The sequence below is a fragment of the Actinoplanes sp. NPDC051388 genome (assembly GCF_055586225.1).
On sequence record NZ_JBVJIP010000008.1, the window covers coordinates 400,480 to 415,972 of the forward strand.

The 15,493-nt window shown below is 72.0% G+C and carries 14 protein-coding genes; 7 read left to right on the forward strand and 7 right to left on the reverse strand.

Annotated features, from left to right (window positions below):
• Positions 1-32: 32 nt before the first annotated feature.
• Positions 33-2,171 (forward strand): glycoside hydrolase family 15 protein, encoded by a 2,139-nt coding sequence (locus tag ACZ6TI_RS22530; RefSeq protein ID WP_465347060.1) that lies wholly within the window; start codon positions 33-35, stop codon positions 2,169-2,171.
• On the opposite strand, the gene ACZ6TI_RS22535 is transcribed toward ACZ6TI_RS22530, so the two are convergent.
• Together ACZ6TI_RS22535 and ACZ6TI_RS22540 are read right to left on the reverse strand one after the other, a co-directional pair.
• A complete protein-coding gene (locus tag ACZ6TI_RS22535) occupies positions 2,162-3,913 on the reverse strand; it encodes a BTAD domain-containing putative transcriptional regulator (protein ID WP_465347061.1) in 1,752 nt (583 codons plus the stop codon). The genes ACZ6TI_RS22530 and ACZ6TI_RS22535 overlap by 10 nt on opposite strands.
• Before the next feature lie 20 nt (positions 3,914-3,933).
• A complete protein-coding gene (locus tag ACZ6TI_RS22540; RefSeq protein ID WP_465347062.1) occupies positions 3,934-4,185 on the reverse strand; it encodes a DUF4242 domain-containing protein in 252 nt (83 codons plus the stop codon).
• 208 nt (positions 4,186-4,393) lie between these two features.
• Here ACZ6TI_RS22540 and ACZ6TI_RS22545 point away from each other — a divergent pair, with 208 nt between their 5' ends.
• The gene (locus ACZ6TI_RS22545; RefSeq protein WP_465347063.1) at positions 4,394-5,182 is read left to right on the forward strand and encodes a hypothetical protein; all 789 of its coding nucleotides are present in this window, start codon (positions 4,394-4,396) and stop codon (positions 5,180-5,182) included.
• Here the strand turns inward: ACZ6TI_RS22545 and ACZ6TI_RS22550 are convergent.
• Positions 5,175-6,881 (reverse strand): peptidase M16 family protein, encoded by a 1,707-nt coding sequence (locus ACZ6TI_RS22550; RefSeq protein ID WP_465347064.1) that lies wholly within the window; start codon positions 6,879-6,881, stop codon positions 5,175-5,177. The two genes, ACZ6TI_RS22545 and ACZ6TI_RS22550, sit on opposite strands and share 8 nt — an antisense overlap.
• Positions 6,878-7,816, reverse strand: coding sequence for a hypothetical protein (locus ACZ6TI_RS22555; RefSeq protein WP_465347065.1), 939 nt, complete (start codon positions 7,814-7,816; stop codon positions 6,878-6,880). Before ACZ6TI_RS22555 ends, ACZ6TI_RS22550 begins: the two co-directional genes overlap by 4 nt.
• 162 nt (positions 7,817-7,978) lie before the next feature.
• On the opposite strand from ACZ6TI_RS22555, the gene ACZ6TI_RS22560 reads away from it, so the two are divergent.
• From ACZ6TI_RS22560 to ACZ6TI_RS22570, 3 genes are read left to right on the forward strand one after another with little or no spacing between them, the layout of a single operon-like run.
• Complete coding sequence (locus ACZ6TI_RS22560; RefSeq protein WP_465347066.1) at positions 7,979-8,947, forward strand: ABC transporter substrate-binding protein; 969 nt, start codon at positions 7,979-7,981, stop codon at positions 8,945-8,947.
• Positions 8,944-9,729, forward strand: coding sequence for a class I SAM-dependent methyltransferase (locus ACZ6TI_RS22565; protein WP_465347067.1), 786 nt, complete (start codon positions 8,944-8,946; stop codon positions 9,727-9,729). Before ACZ6TI_RS22560 ends, ACZ6TI_RS22565 begins: the two co-directional genes overlap by 4 nt.
• Entirely contained in the window at positions 9,726-10,484 is a 759-nt protein-coding gene (locus ACZ6TI_RS22570) for an ABC transporter permease (RefSeq protein ID WP_465347068.1), read from the forward strand. Before ACZ6TI_RS22565 ends, ACZ6TI_RS22570 begins: the two co-directional genes overlap by 4 nt.
• 68 nt (positions 10,485-10,552) lie before the next feature.
• Here the strand turns inward: ACZ6TI_RS22570 and ACZ6TI_RS22575 are convergent, their stop codons facing one another.
• Both ACZ6TI_RS22575 and ACZ6TI_RS22580 read right to left on the reverse strand, forming a co-directional pair.
• Positions 10,553-11,344 (reverse strand): tyrosine-protein phosphatase, encoded by a 792-nt coding sequence (locus ACZ6TI_RS22575; RefSeq protein WP_465347069.1) that lies wholly within the window; start codon positions 11,342-11,344, stop codon positions 10,553-10,555.
• A gap of 117 nt (positions 11,345-11,461) precedes the next feature.
• On the reverse strand, positions 11,462-12,037 hold the full coding sequence (locus ACZ6TI_RS22580; protein WP_465347070.1) for an NADPH-dependent F420 reductase: 576 nt from the start codon (positions 12,035-12,037) through the stop codon (positions 11,462-11,464).
• Between the two features lie 92 nt (positions 12,038-12,129).
• Here ACZ6TI_RS22580 and ACZ6TI_RS22585 point away from each other — a divergent pair, with 92 nt between their 5' ends.
• Positions 12,130-12,669 carry a MarR family winged helix-turn-helix transcriptional regulator gene (locus tag ACZ6TI_RS22585; RefSeq protein WP_465347071.1) on the forward strand — a complete coding sequence of 180 codons (540 nt, stop codon included), beginning with the start codon at positions 12,130-12,132 and terminating at the stop codon, positions 12,667-12,669.
• A gap of 88 nt (positions 12,670-12,757) precedes the next feature.
• Positions 12,758-14,989, forward strand: coding sequence for a glycoside hydrolase family 9 protein (locus ACZ6TI_RS22590; RefSeq protein ID WP_465347072.1), 2,232 nt, complete (start codon positions 12,758-12,760; stop codon positions 14,987-14,989).
• Here the strand turns inward: ACZ6TI_RS22590 and ACZ6TI_RS22595 are convergent.
• On the reverse strand, positions 14,974-15,483 hold the full coding sequence (locus tag ACZ6TI_RS22595; protein WP_465347073.1) for a hypothetical protein: 510 nt from the start codon (positions 15,481-15,483) through the stop codon (positions 14,974-14,976). The two genes, ACZ6TI_RS22590 and ACZ6TI_RS22595, sit on opposite strands and share 16 nt — an antisense overlap.
• Between the last annotated feature and the right edge of the window lie 10 nt (positions 15,484-15,493).

The following is a 15,493-nucleotide window of genomic DNA, read 5'->3' on the forward strand; positions in this document are numbered from 1 at the left end:
GCGTATACCGAGGGGGTCGGAAGGGGCGCATCGTGGCGCACAGGCGGATCGGCATTGTTCTTTTGGCGGGGATGCTCGGGCTGGTGCCCGCCCTGCCCGCGGCGGCTGCGGACGGTGCGGCGCCGGGCGCGCCAGGCATCGACGAGCAATATCTGCCGGCGAGCAAGTCCGGCGTCGGCAGCTCCCGGTCGGTGGCCAGCACGGTGTGGTTCACCGTGCAGAAGACCGGCGGGCTGGGCGAGATCTACTACCCGACGATCGGCTCGCCGAGCGCCCGCGCGCTGGAGTTCGTGGTCGCCGATCGGCACGGTCACGCGGTGCGCGCCAACGACGCTGCCGTCGTCCGGACCGACCTGACCGACCCGCACAGCCTGAGCTTCAAGCAGACGTTCACCGAGAAGTCCGGGCGCTGGCGGCTCACCGCGGCGTACACGTCGGATCCGGCGCGCGCGACCGTCCTGATCGACCTGTCGTTCAGTGCGTCGAAGACCTTCGACCTGTACGCGGTCTACGATCCGGCGCTCGGCAACACCCGTGGCGGCGACAGCGGCCGCACCGATCACGGCGGGCTGGTCGCGACGGACGGCGGCACCGCGAGCGCGCTGCTCGGCTCGCCGGGCTTCATCGCCACGTCCAGTGGCTTCCGGGGCGTGAGCGACGGGTGGACCGATCTGCTCGCGGACGGCCGGATGGACTGGCGCTACTCATCGGCGGCGGCCGGCAACCTGGTGCAGACCGCGGCGACCGGGCTCACCGGGCAGGGCGGACACCGGCACGGCACCCTGGCGCTGGGGTTCGGCGGCGGCGCCGAGGCCGCCCGGACCACCGCGCGCGCGTCCCTGCATCGGGGCTTCGGCCCGGCCGCGCGGGCTTATGCGGACGGATGGCGTACGTATCTGAAGGGTTTGAAGGGGGTGCCCTCGTCCCTGCGGAGCCCGTCCGAGCGGCGGCTCTATCAGGTGTCCGCGATGGTGCTGGCGGCCGCCGAGGACAAGACCCACCGCGGCGCCTATGTGGCGGCGCCGGCCATGCCGTGGGCGTTCGGCCGCGACGATCCGTCCGGGCCCTACCACCTGGTCTGGTCCCGTGACCTCTATCAGATCGCCACCGCGCTGATCGCGGCCGGCGACTTCGGCGGGGCGAGCCGGGCGCTGAACTTCCTCTTCGACGTGCAGCAGAGGCCGGACGGCTCGTTCCCGCAGAACTCGCAGGTGGACGGCACGCCGGTGTGGGAGGGGCTGCAGCTCGACGAGGTGGCGCTGCCGATCGTGCTCGCGCACCAGCTGCGGCGCACCGACGCGGACACCTGGGGACACGTCAAGCGGGCGGCGGACTTCCTGCTCGCCTATCCGGAGGCGCCGTTCACGCCGCAGGAGCGGTGGGAGAACCAGTCCGGCTACTCCCCCGCGACCATCGCCGCGGAGATCGCCGGGCTGGTCTGCGCGGCGCACATCGCACGGGCGAACGGCGACACCGCCTCGGCCGGGCGTTACCTGGCGACCGCCGACGAGTGGCAGGCGCGGGTCAAGGACTGGACGGTCACCACGAACGGGCCGTACTCGTCCGGGCCGTACTTCCTGCGGCTGACCAAGGACGGGAACCCGAACGCCGGCACCACGTACACGATCGGCGACAGCGGGCCGTCCAACGTCGACCAGCGCCGGGTGGTCGACCCGAGCTTCCTCGAGCTGGTGCGCCTCGGCGTGCTGCCGGCCGACGACCCGGCGGTGGTCAACACGCTCGGCGTGATCGACGAACAGCTCGGCGTGCCGACCCCGCGCGGGCTCTACTGGCACCGGGCGTCCTTCGACGGTTTCGGCGAGAAGCTCGACGGCAGCCAGTGGGACTACGGCCTGCCGGACGACTCGCTGATCACCCGCGGCCGAGCGTGGCCGCTGCTGAACGGCGAACGCGGTGAATACGACATCGCGAACGGGCGGGTGGCCGCCGGGCGGGCCCAGCTGGGCATGATCGCGCGGGCCGCCGGGCCCGGGCTGATGCTGCCCGAGCAGGTGTGGGACCTGCAGCCGCCGGGCTTCACGCCGGGCACCCCGACGAACTCGGCGACCCCGCTGGCCTGGACGCACGCCCAGTACATCCGGCTGGCCCAGGACGTGGCCGCGGGACGGGTGGTGGAGCAACCGGCGATCGTGGCGCGGCGCTATGGCTGATGGAGCAGCGGGTTCCGGATGTCGGCGGCGAGCAGGGTCGCGGCCTCGCCGTCGCCGGCGTTGCCGAGGGCCGCGCTGTGCCGCATCGCGCGGACCGTCAGCTCGCGCATTCCGGTGCGTGAGGCCAGTCGCCGCAGGGCGTCGATCCAGGTCGCGGTGTCCGGGTGGCCGTGCCGGCGGCCCAGCTCGCACTGCGCGTCGAGGATGTGCGCGTCCAGCCAGACATAGGGATCGGCCAGCCGGTTGGAGCGGGTGCGGGCGTCGGCGAGCAGGGTGAAGGCCCGGCCGGTGTCGCCCGTCGCCTCGGCGACCAGGGCCAGCGACCGGCCGGACATGCCCTCCCAGCACGGGTCGCCGATCTGGCAGGCCCGGGCGAACGCCTGCCGCAGGATGTCGGCGGCCGCGGCCGGGTCGCCCTGGGCCAGGTGCACCTCGCCGAGCATGGCCTGCGGCCAGGGCAGGAACGCCAGCCAGTGATCGCGCTCGGCGAGATGGACCGACCGCTCGAGATGAGCCTGCGCGGCGGCGAGGTCGCCGGTCAGCAGATGCGCGCGGCCGAGCATGGACAGCGCGTAGGCGCCGGTGGCCGCCCGTTCCAGCAGTTCGATGGCCCGCGGGTAGTTGGCGCGGTCGCTCTCCACCGCGCCCAGGTAGGTGGTGACGCGGGCGACCGTCGCCGGTGAGCCGTCCGCGACGTCGAGGGCCTCGGTCAGCCACCGCTCGGCGCGGTCGTAGCGAGCGCGCAGGAAGTCCACGTACCCGATCTCGGCGCGGGCCCGGGCGCTTGCCTCCCGATCGCTGGTCTCGGCCGCGATCCGATCGGCCTCGTGCAGCGTGGCCAGCCCCTCCTCGTCCATCCCGCGAAGCGAGTGAATCAGGGTCTCGGCCAGCCGCAGCCGCGAGGTCAGCCGAAGACGGCCGGCCTTGGCCCGGTCGGCGAGCCGCACCGCCGTGCGCAGCGAGCGCACCCCGGCGTCGATCGCGCCGGCCGCCACCGCCGCGGCGCCGGACTCCACGATCGCCTCGATCGACGCGTCGTCCGCGCCGAGGTCCTGCTCCTGGCGCACCTCGCGGAGGGCCTGCTGCACCGCGATGCCCGGCGTCACGCCCAGCTCCCGCTCGAACAGGTCGGTGACCGCGGCGTGCTGTTTCTCCGCCGCCCGGTCCTCGCCGGCCAGCCGGTAGAGCCGGATCAGCAGGGCCTGATGGTTCTCGTCGAGCGGGCTCATCGCGGCCGCGCGCAACGCCAGATCACGCGCGCCTTCGAGGTCGCCGTCGGCCATCCGGCCGAGCGCCGCCTCGTGCAGGATCGCCTCGGACGCGGCGGCGATCCGACGCCGCTCGGAGAGCAGCCACGACTCGAAGGCCGGCGCGCCGCGGACGGTGACGCCCTCGAGCAGTTCGGCGCCCAGGCCGGGCAGCCGTTCGGCGGCGGACCACGAGCCGTGGCTGAGCACGCCGACGTCGACCACCGCGCCGGGCGGCAGCCGGAGCACCACCGGGTCGCCGTCCACCTCGACGCCGAGCGCGCGGCGGATCTCGGCGAGGCCCCAGCGCAGCGCCCGCGCCGGATCGTCGGCCTCCGGATAGAGCAGACCGGCGAGCCGGGTGCGCGTCAGCGGGCGCTCGCTGAGGATCAGGCAGGTCAGCAGCGCCCAGCTCTTGCGGCTGCGGACCTGGTAGGTGGTCGTGTCGGGCCGCTCCACGTGCGGAGAACCGAGCAGATGCACCATCAAGCCCATGACTGCTCGGTCCTCCGTTCTCAGCCCTGCGAGCTGATCGGGTAGATCTCGTCGGCCACCAGGCCGTGCGCCTCGCGGTGCACGGTGTTGGCGGCCTCCGCCTCGGGCGCCTCGACCAGGCAGAAGATCTTCCCGGCCTCCTCGTCCACCCAGTACTTCAGATAGTTGACCCCATGCGGGCCCTGGGTGGCCAGATCGGCCTCGTGTGCCGCCGCGACGTCCTTCGCCGTCACGCCGCCCTCGACGTTGTGCACATCCATGAACAAAGGCATGAGCCCACTCCTGACACGATGGCTCCGGGCGTCTCCCGGCTCCTGGCGACGATCAGACAGCGGCCCTGTTTGACGCGGTGTTTGACGCCTGTTTGAAGTAGTGCCGGCCGCCACCGGCCGGGCGTCGGACTCAAAGCGCCGGCCATGCTGAGCGAAGGCGGCGACGACCAGGTCGCGCATGCCCGCGATCTCTGGGTATGGTCCGCGGATGCGACGCAGCGCAGCGCGGGTGGCCGCGGCGACCGTCATGATCCTGGTGATCGTGGCGGTCGTCGCGAACCTGCTGCGCGACGACGAGAAACCGGCCGTCCCGGCGGCGGCCTGCCGGCTGGCGGGGCCGGCCGCCGAGGACAGCGCCGGCGGCGTGGTCATCGCCGAGCGCGGCCACACCCGGGTCGCGTCCCGGGCGACCACGGTCAGCATGGGTGTGCTGCTGCGGAACACCACCGCCAAGGTCGCGTACCGCACGCGGGTGAAGTTCGTGGTCCTGAACCGGGCCGGGGAGAACGTGGTCTGGGAGACGCAGAAGAGCTTCCAGGTGCAGGAGGTGCCGCTCATCCAGCCGGGTGCGACGGTGGCCGTCGGCAACGCACTGGCACTGAGCCCGGCCGCCCGCACCGACCCGGCCGCGGTCGCCAAGGTGGAGATCACCGTGCGAGTGGGTCAGTGGCTGGCGACGAGCGGCGTGGTCACCAGCACGGTCAGCGCCGGCCAGGGCGACGTCGTCTCCTTCACGACCGACAACGCCGCCTGCGCGCCGATGACCGGCCGCGGCGTCACGATGGTCTTCCGCGACGCGGCCGGCCGGATCGTCGGGGGCAGCCTCGACACGGTCCCGGCGGCGCACGCGTGCGCTCCCGGCCGCAGCACCGACCGGGCCACCGCCACCCCATGGAGCATTCCGCCCACGGCCGATCCCACCCGCACCGAGATCACCGCTTATTGCGATCCGGCGCCGGCCGGCCCGCCGTCCGGTGTGGACGCACCGGTCAACTAGCGCGCAGGCCTTTCACGCCCCAGCGGATCACGAAGGCGCCGCCGACCGTGGCGGCCAGGCTGACGATCAGGAACACGGTCAGCGCCGCGACCTCCTCGCCGTCGGCCAGCGCCACCACCACGATCAGATCCAGCAGCAGCATCAGCAGCGTGAACGGGATGGCGAGCACCAGCGCGACGATGCGACCCGCCCGCGAGCGTGGCGGCCCCGGGTGCGAGGCGGCCGGCGCCGGGCCGCGGGACGGCGCCTCGGGTTGCGGGATCTGGTCCGCGTCGCGGGGCGGCTGATCCACCCGGGCGGCGGGCGGCACCCGCGAGTCGAGCGTCGGGATCGCCGCCGCCGCGCCGTGGAACAGGGTCGGCTCGACCCGCACCGAGATGCCGTCCGCGCCGATGAACAGGCGGCCGCCGTCCGGCCAGGCGAGCATCACGGCCACCTCGTCGAATCGCACCGTGGCGGCGTCGCCGTCCTCGTCCACGACGCTCACCCCCTCGTGGCCGACCAGCAGGCGGGCCGCGGGCTCCTCCAGGCTGGGGTGCACCACGCCCTGCACGGCGGCCGGCGAGCTCACCGGGGCGGAGGTCAGGCCGGCCCAGTCGGCGGACCGGCCGCCCGGGGTCATCAGCAGGCCGTTCGCCCAGGCGGCCTCGGCGATCCGCGTCATCAGGGCGGGGGTGGCCGTCCGGATGTTCGCCACGACCTCCTCGACGGTCTCCAGCGGCCGCCCGGCGAGCAGGTTGAACGCCTGCCCGGGCAGCCGCCCGCCCATCTCCTCGGCGCGGGTGAGCTCGTCGCAGCGGTGCCCCACCACCGTGCTGACGTCCTTTTCCGGCACCTCGCCGAAGCGAAGCGCGGCCAGCACGTCGATGAAGCCGCCGAGCACGGCGCCGCGCTTCTCCGGCAGGGCGTCGGCCGCGGCGGTGATCAGCGCGGTGCCGTCCATGCGCGGGTCGTAGTCGGTGTGCACCGAATAGGACAGTCCCTGCTCCTGGCGCAGCGAGCGCATCAGGGTGCGCTCCAGCACGCTGGTGAACACCCCGGTGACGGCGTCGCGCGACACCATCGAGTCCCAGACCACCGCGCCGGCCGAGCCGCGGAAATAGGCCGGCGTGCGGGGCAGCGCCGACGACGGCTTCGGTGGTGTGCGGCGCGGGCCGTCCGGCAGATCCAGCCGCAGACCGGCGGGCACCTCGTCGGCGGCGATCCAGAGCGCCGCGTTGCCTCGGGTGAAGTACTGCGCGACCCAGGCGCGCAGTTCGTCCGGCCCGATCGCGGGCAGCCCCCACTCCGGGAAACCGGTCAGGCCGTAGTCCCGCGCGCCGTGCCGCCACAACGGCATCGGCTCGGTCAGCGAGCCCTGCCGGCCGCCCTGCTCGGTGCGCAGGATCTCCTTCTCGGTGCTCAGCCGCTGCATCGGCAGATCCCGCAGCGACGTGCACACCCCGGTCAGGAACGCGACCACGTCCTCGGCCGAGCCCTGGGTGTGGAAATAGGTGAACTCGGGCGTCGTGGTGCCGTTGTAGTGGTAGTCCGCCACGCCGATGGAGTGCAGTGCCAGATGCTCGACCAGGTGCGTGATGCCGCGCCGGGACAGCGTCTCGTCCGCCTGCCCGACCCGGAAGACCAGCCCGGCGTGCATCGGCCCGGTGGTCGGCCCGAGCACCGCCGGCACGCCGTCGATCTCGATCTGCCGGATCATCTCGCCCCCTGGAACGCCCACTCGCGGGCGGCCAGCAGCTGCTGCTCCGACCCGCCGACGAAACTGGACCACGGCCCGATCGCCGCGCGCTGCCCCATCAGCTGGAAGATCCGCGCCGCCGCCGACCGGTCCTCGAACAGCCGGAAGGCCACCGCGAACTCGCCGAGCGCGTAGTCCGACTCATAGGTGCCGGTGCGGAACGCCGGATGCCACACCGACCTGTTCGCCGCCTCGTGCAGCTCGGGCAGTGCCTGGCGCTGGTATTGCTGCTGCTCCTTGCCGTCGAGCTCGATCAGGTGCTCGACGGCGGCCGCGGCGACCAGCTGCGGGATGGCCGAGCCGGGCGGCGCGGCGAGCATCCGCTCCCGGACGAAGCCGTGCGCCTTGTCCCAGCTGCCACTCCACTTCGGCAGCAGCTGCTGCAGGTGGTCGGCCTGGCCGGGCAGGTGGTGCTCGTCGATCGCGGCGAGCCGCGCGTAGCGCCGGGCGCCCTCGTCCTGCCCCAGCGAGATGCCGCGGGCCGAGGTCAGCCGGGCGGTCCAGATCGCCAGGTCACGCGGGTGCCGCGCGGCGCCCTCGATGGACACCTGCTCGGCCAGCTGCACCCAGTGATAGAAGCCGCGCCACTGCTCTCGGCTCACCTTGTTCGCCCGCTCGCTGCTGCGGATCTCCCAGCCGGTCACGGTCAGATGGTGGGCGAGCAGCGCGAACGCGGCGCCGTCGCCCGGATCGGCACGCACCAGCCCGCGCAGGAAGTCCTCCAGGTGCTTCTCCTCGGCGCCCTTGAGGATCAGGCCGGTGCGCTCGTTCTGCGTGACCGTGTCGAGCACGGCCCGGCAGGCGGTCCAGTCGAACCGGTTGAGCGCGGCCCGGAACACGGCGTAGGGCGGCCACAGCACGGCCAGGTCCGTCTCGAAGGCGGGGAAGCGGGGCACCCGGGCATCCTAAACGTCGATGATCATTCCGGCTGCCCCGGACGCGCCGACGTCTGACCAATATGGACTTCCGCAGCGCACCGGGAATCGGTAATCTTGAATGCCTGACGACTTCACGGGGAGGCCCTCATGGGCCAGGTGCGAGCGTTCACAGCCTTATTCATGATCATTCTGCTGGGCGGCGGCGCCTGTTCCGGCGGCGGCGATTCCGGCACCGGCGAGCCGGCCCTGAGAAAGGTCACCTATCTCACCGCATTCGGCGCGGCCGGGCGTGACGCCTTCGCCTGGATCGCCGTGGAAAAGGGCTATTTCCGGGAGGCCGGGCTCGACGTCGAAATTCAGCTCGGCGCCGCCACGTCGGAAAATCTGAAGGCTCTCGCCGCGGGCCGGGTGGATTTCGCCAACAACGACCTGACCGGCGCGTTCATCCTGGCCGGAAAGGGCACCTATCCCGATTTCCGGGCGGTCGCGGTGATCCATCAGCAGACGCTGGTCTCGATCGTCGCGCCGGCCGATGGGCCGGTGCGAAAACCCGCCGACCTCGCCGGGCGCAAGGTGGGTGCGGCCACCGGCTCGGTGAACCAACTCCTCTTCCCGGCGTACGCGAAAAAGGCCGGTTTCGACGGCGCGTCGGTGCACTGGGTGAACGCCGCACCGGCCCAGGTGCCCGCCCTCCTCGCCGCCGGGCGGGTCGATGCGCTCAGCACCTTCCTGATCGGCCGGCCCGGCATCGAGAAGGCGGTCGGCAAGCCGATGACCGTGCTGCCCTACAGCGAGCTGCTGCCGGACCTCTTCGGCAACGGCCTGGTGGCCGGCACGGCGACCATCGCCAAGGATCCCGATCTGGTCCGGCGCTTCCGGGGCGCCATCCTCAGGGGCCTCGAATACACCCTGGCCCACCCGGACGAGGCCGCCGAGTTGCTGCACCGCGAGCAGCCGGCCACCACGGTCGCGGCGGCGAAGGGCGAGATCACGCTGATGACGCCGGCCACCCGGCCGCCGGACGGCAAGCCCCTGGGCAGCATGGACGAGGCTCGGCTGACCAAGTCGATCGGCGTGCTCACCGACACCGGCCTGATCCCGCCCGGCCTGACCGCCGGCCAGGTGGTCGCCTTCGAGTTCGACCGATGACGAGCGTGACGCGCTACGCGTTCGACAACGACGACGCGGCGGCCGCCGACCGGCACCGTCACCTGGCCGCGATGTTCGACGACTTCACCGCCGCGCGCATCGCGGCGCTCGGCGACCTGGCCGGGCGGCGCTGCCTCGAGCTGGGCGCGGGCGGCGGCAGCATCGCCGGCTGGCTGGCCGCACAGGGCGGGCAGGTGCTGGCCACCGACCTCAACGTGCGGCACCTGCCGGCCGGGGCGCCCTATGCCACGCTGCGGCACGACCTGGAACGCGAGCCGGTGCCGGACGGCCCGTGGGACCTGATCCACGCCCGTCTGCTGCTGCTGCACCTGGTGTCCCGGGAGGACGTGCTGCGCCGGCTGGCGGCCGCGCTGGCGCCGGGTGGCGCGCTGGTGATCGAGGACTTCGAGACGACGTTCCGCAAGGGTGTGCTGCGGGCGCCGTCGCCGGCCGACGCGGCGGTCTACGAGGCCTATCACGAGGCGCTGGCCGAGCGGGTGATGCCGAGCCACGGCAACGACCCCACCTGGGCCGGCCGGGTGCACGCGGCGATGCTCGACGCCGGGCTCAACCCGGTCGACACCGAGGTGCACGCCCGGTCCTGGCCCGGCGGCACGGCCGGGGCGCTGCTGATGGCGGCGAACGTGGCCCAGCAGCGGGCCGGGCTGCGCCGCGCCGGGCTGTCCGAGGAGCAGCTCGACCGGGTGGTGGCGCTGATGTCCGATCCCGGCATGGTGGTCCGTGGCCACCTGCTCTATTCGACGGTCGGCCGCCGCGGGTGAGCCGCTGGGCGCACCGCCTGACGCCCGTCGTCTCCGCGGCCGGCGTGGTGCTGCTCTGGTGGTGGCTGACCCGGGCGATGGACATCAAGCCGTTCTTCCTGCCGTCCCCGGCGGACATCGTCGAGGCGTTCCGCCGCGAGCCGGCCTACCTGCTGCGCGAGCTGGGCAGCACGGTGACCGAGACGCTGCTCGGGTTCGGCCTCGCCGCGGCGGCCGGCATCCTGATCGCGGTCGCGCTGACCGCGTCGCGCATCGTCGAGCGGGCCACGCTGCCGCTGCTGGTGGCCCTCAACGCGGTGCCCAAGGTGGCGATCGCTCCGCTGCTGGTGGTCTGGCTGGGGTTCGGCACCGAGCCGAAGATCGTGCTGGTGGTGCTGATCTCGTTCTTCCCGATCGTGCTGTCCTCCGCCGCCGGGCTGACCTCGGTGCCGGTCGAGCTCACTGAGCTGTCCCACTCGATGCGGGCGTCCCGGTGGCAGATGTACCTGCGGATCCGGCTGCCCTGGGCGATGCCGCAGATCTTCGTCGGCCTGAAGGTGGCGGCCAGCCTCGCCGTGATCGGCGCGGTGGTGGCCGAGATCAGCAACCCGAACGCGGGCCTGGGCGCGGTGATCGTGCTGTCCAGCACCTCGGCCGACACTCCCCTGGCGTTCGCCGCGGTGGTGCTGCTGGCCCTGCTCAGCACGACGCTGTTCTATGGCATCGCGGCCGTCGAGCGGCTGGCCCTGCCCTGGGCCCGGGCCATCGCCGGCTGAGCAACGAACGACGGCCCCGGCCATCGCCGGCTGAGCAACGAACGACGGCCCGGGCCATCGCCGGCTGATCAGCGGTCGACGATCATCGTCTTCGCCAGGCGGTCCAGGCTCGAGGTGGTGACGCCGGCGTCGGCCGCCCACTCGCGGAAGCCGCCGAAGGTGACCCGGACGAGCCGGAGAAACTCCTCCATCGCGTGCGGGTCGACCAGATTGAAGTCCTTCGAAAAGGTCGCCCGGTCGGCGCGGTAGAGCGGATTGCCCGCCAATCTCTCGGACACTTCGCGGGCGTGGATGTTGCTCGCCGTGTAGTCCCGCACGATCTCGTCGTCGGGCACGTCGAGCAGGCCCAGAATCACCGCGGCGAACGCGCCGGTGCGGTCGCGGCCGGCGGCACAGTGGAACAGCACCGGAATGTCGGCGCTGATCGATTCGATGATGACTTCGACGGCGTTCGCGGCGATCTCGGACCGCTCCGAGATGTACTTCAGATAGAGCCCGGCGACGGCCGCCGGATCGCCCACCGGGAACGGCTCGATGCCGAGGCGCCCGTCCGGGATCAGCGGAAAGAGTTGGGTGCGCAGCTGCGGAAAGTGTTTGCCGTCGCGCCGCACCCGCCGACCGGCCTCCTCGGAGGTGCGCAGATCGAGAATGGCGCCGATGGCGAGGTCGTCGAAGAGGACTTTCTCATCGGCGGCGGTGAGCAGATCGAGCGAGTCGGCGCGATAGATGAGGCCCGGGGCGGTCATCGCTTTCGCATCCGGGCCGACCGGCAGACAGCCCAGATCCCGCACGTTGAATGCGGCCTCGAGCCGAATCTCACGACCACCGGCCGCCTCGGGTCCGACATTTCCACGCTCCACCGAAAGAATGGTAGCGGGCGGATCTTGACGCCAGGTGCTTTCGATGTTTCCGGGAGGTTCCAAGGGCGTGTGAAAACCCGGAGCCGACCGCCTCCGGGTTTCCCAGCCGAAAAGGGGTCACTCGGCGACGGCGAACCCGCCGGTCCAGGAGATCTTTTCGCCGGCCGCGAGGGTGATCTGCAGGAAGCCGATCGCCTCGAGCTCGCGCGCCCGCTTGAGGCCGCCGGCGTCGGTCGCCCGCAGGCCGGCCGCGCTGACCACACCGGCCAGCAGCGACTTGGCGTCGGCGTCGTCACCGGCGAGCAGCACGGTGGTGGTCTGGCCGCCGACGGCGCCGGACACCAGGGTGCCGGCGAAGTTGGTGTTGAACGCCTTCACGACCCGCGACTCGGGCAGCGCGGCGGCGATCACGGCGGCGGCCGAACCGTCGGCCGGGACGGTCAGCCCGTCGAAGGTCTCGAAGTTGAGCGGGTTGGTGATGTCGACGACGACCTTGCCGGCCAGCTGTGCGCCGCGCTCGGCGATCACCGCGGCGACCGACGGGTAGGGCACCGCGAGCACCACGATCTCGCCGGTGAGCTCCTTGCCGGTGTCGGAGCTGTTCACCAGCTCGACGGTGTTGCCGCCCTTGGCCGCCAGGCCGGAGATGGCCTGACCCATGTTTCCGCTGCCGATGATGCTGATGTGCGCCATGGTGACCTCCGAGAAACCGCTTTGGTTGTTGGTACAACTATCGCATGGCAGAGCAGTTGTAGCAACAACCATTCTCATGAGATGCTGTGAGCGTGGACACTGAGCTGAGCCGCGGCGGGAAACCCCCGACAACTTCGGGATGGCTCGACCGCGAGCAGAAGGCGGCATGGGTGCGGCTCGCCGCGGTGCTGGAGCTGCTGCCGGCCGCGCTGGACAGCCAGCTCCGCCGCGACTCCCAGCTGACCCACTTCGACTACTTCGTGCTGGCCATGCTCTCCGAAGCGCCGGAGAAGACCCTGCGGATGACGGCGCTCGCCGACCTCACCGCCGCCACGCTGGCCCGGCTCTCGCACGTGGTGCAGCGCCTGGAGAACCGCGGCCTGGTCGAGCGCTTTCCCTGCCCGCAGGACCGCCGGGCGACCAACGCGCGGCTCACCGAGGCCGGCTGGCAGAAGGTGCGGGAGAGCGCGCCGGGGCATGCCGCGACGGTCCGCGAGAAGGTGATCGACGCGCTCACCGCGGAGCAGGTCGCCCAGCTGACCGCGATCGGCGACGCGATCCTGCACCGGCTCGACCCCGACGGCGCCCAGGCGGCGATCTACCAGCGCTACGACACGCCGCCTGGAGCGTGACACCGATGTTGACAGCGTGTTACGCAGGCATCAACATGTTTCCATAGATCTTTGGGAGCGCTCCCAGAGACATGCCTGAGGAGCACCCATGCTGCGTCGTCCGCTGGCTCTGATCAGCGCCTCCCTCGTCCTCGGCGCCGGACTGGTGTCGATCGGCACCCCGGCCCTCGCGGACGAAGTCGAGCAGGTGGCCAACGGCGGCTTCGACGACACCACCGATCCGTGGTGGTCCACCGCCGGCATGCCGATGGCCCTGGAGAACGGCCGCGCCTGTGCGACCGTGCCCGGCGGCACCACGAACCGCTGGGACCTGGCGATCGGGCAGAACGACATCGACCTGGTCGGCGGCGAGTCGTACCGGTTCTCGTTCTTCGCGGCCGGCGACCCCGAGGGGCACATCGTGCGCGCCGTGGTCGGGCTGGGCGTCGCGCCCTACGACACCTACTTCGAGGCATCGCCCCCGCTGAGCGTGTCGGGCAACGCGTACTCGTACACGTTCACCGCGTCGACCACCACCGCGCAGGGGCAGGTGTCGTTCCAGGTCGGTGGCGGCGCCGAGCCGTTCCGGTTCTGCCTGGACGACGTGTCGCTGCTGGGCGGTGTGCCGCCGGAGGTCTACGAGCCGGACACCGGGCCACGCGTGCGGGTCAACCAGGTCGGCTATCTGCCGGACGGGCCCAAGAACGCCACCCTGGTCACCGACTCGACCACGCCGCTGCCCTGGGAGCTGCGGCACCGCTCCGGCCGCACGGTGGCCCGCGGCCAGACCGTCCCGCGGGGCGTGGACGCATCCTCCGGGCAGAACGTGCAGACCATCGACTTCGGCCGCTACACCCAGCGCGGGGCCGGCTTCACGCTGGTCGCCGACGGGGAGACGAGCCGGCCGTTCGACATCGCCGCCGCACCCTACGAGCAGCTGCGGGCCGACGCCCTGAAGATGTACTACACCCAGCGCAGCGGCATCGAGATCCGCGACGACCTGCGCCCCGGCTATGCCCGCCCGGCCGGCCACCTGCAGGTCCCGCCGAACCAGGGTGACCTGGACGTGCCGTGTCAGCCCGGGGTCTGCGACTATCGGCTGGACGTCTCCGGCGGCTGGTACGACGCCGGCGACCACGGTAAATACGTGGTGAACGGCGGCATCTCGGTCTGGCAGCTGCTCAACCAGTACGAGCGCATCGACAAGCGCGGCAAGCTGCGGGACGGGACGCTGGCCATCCCGGAGAGCGGCAACGGCGTGCCGGACCTGCTCGACGAGGTGCGCTGGGAGCTCGAGTTCCTGCTCAAGATGCAGGTGCCGGCCGGGCAGGCGTACGCCGGAATGGTCCACCACAAGATCCACGACGCGAACTGGACCGGCCTCCCCCTGCTGCCGCACCTGGATGGGCAGCTCCGTGAGCTGCACCCGGTCTCGACCGCGGCGACGCTCAACCTGGCCGCGGCGACCGCGCAGGCGAGCCGTCTCTACCGCAGGTTCGACGCGGCCTTCGCGGATCGCGCGCTGAGCGCCGCGCGGACCGCCTTCACCGCCGCCCAGGCCAACCCCGAGATGTACGCCTCGGAGTCCGACGGCATCGGCGGCGGCACCTACTCCGACCGCGTGGTCACCGACGAGTTCTACTGGGCGGCCGCCGAGCTCTACCTGACCACCGGCGAGAAGAAGTACGCCGACGTGCTGCTCGCCTCGCCGGTGCACACCGCCGACGTCTTCGGCCCCTATGCCTTCGACTGGGCGGCCACCGCGGCGGCCGGCCGGCTCGACCTCGCGCTGCTGCCCAGCAAGCTGCCCGGCCTGGCCGGCGTGCGCAAGTCCATCGTGGCCGGCGCCGACCGATACCTCGCCAACCAGGAGTCGCACCCCTACGCGGTGGCCTACGCGCCGCCCGGCAACGTCTGGGACTGGGGCTCCAACAGCATGGTGCTCAACAACCTGGTGGTGATCGCGGGCGCGTACGAGATCACCGGCAAGGCCAAGTATCGCGACGCGGTGATCGAGGGCATGGACTACGTGCTCGGCCGCAACGCTCTCAACCACTCCTACGTCACGGGCTACGGCGAGGTCAGCTCCCAGAACCAGCACAGCCGCTGGTATGCGCACCAGCTCGAGCCGGCCCTGCCGAACCCGCCGCGGGGCACGCTCGCCGGCGGCCCGAACTCGTCCCTGCAGGACCCGCTGGCGCAGTCCCTGCTGGCCGGCTGCGTGGGTCAGTTCTGCTACATCGACGACATCCAGTCCTGGTCGACGAACGAGCTGACCATCAACTGGAACGCGCCGCTGGCCTGGGTGGCGTCCTTCGTGGCCGATCAGGACCGGGGCTGATCCAGGCGCATGCCGTCCGTCACCGTCCACCGCAGAAACTCCTGGAGGTCGGTGCCCCGCTCGATCGGGTCGTCGTAGGTGGTCGCGGATCCGGGTTCCTCCCGGATCCGCAACGCCTCCCGGCCGAGGCGGTGCCACCGCTCGTCGAGCTCGCTGAGGATGTAACGGCCGGCGCCGCTCTTGGAGGTGAGCGCGCCGGTCGCCAGCAGGTGGTGCAACCGGGCCACGCCCAGGGTCACCCACGCGATCGAGGGGTCGTGGGCGCCGGCCGCGGCGATCCCCGCGCGGTCGATCTCGCCGATCACCGGCCGCCAGTAGCTGTCCAGTTTGTTCCTGGCCCAGACGCCGACGAAATCGGCGTCGCTGTCCGGGAAGAACTCGCCCCAGCAGAGCGATCCGTGCAGCAGCAGGGCGGTGAGCCGGCCGGGAAGGCGGCGCTCGACCTCGGCGAGAAAGGTCGACGTCACGGCCGCGACGGGGGTGGGAAGATCCACACCGCGCACC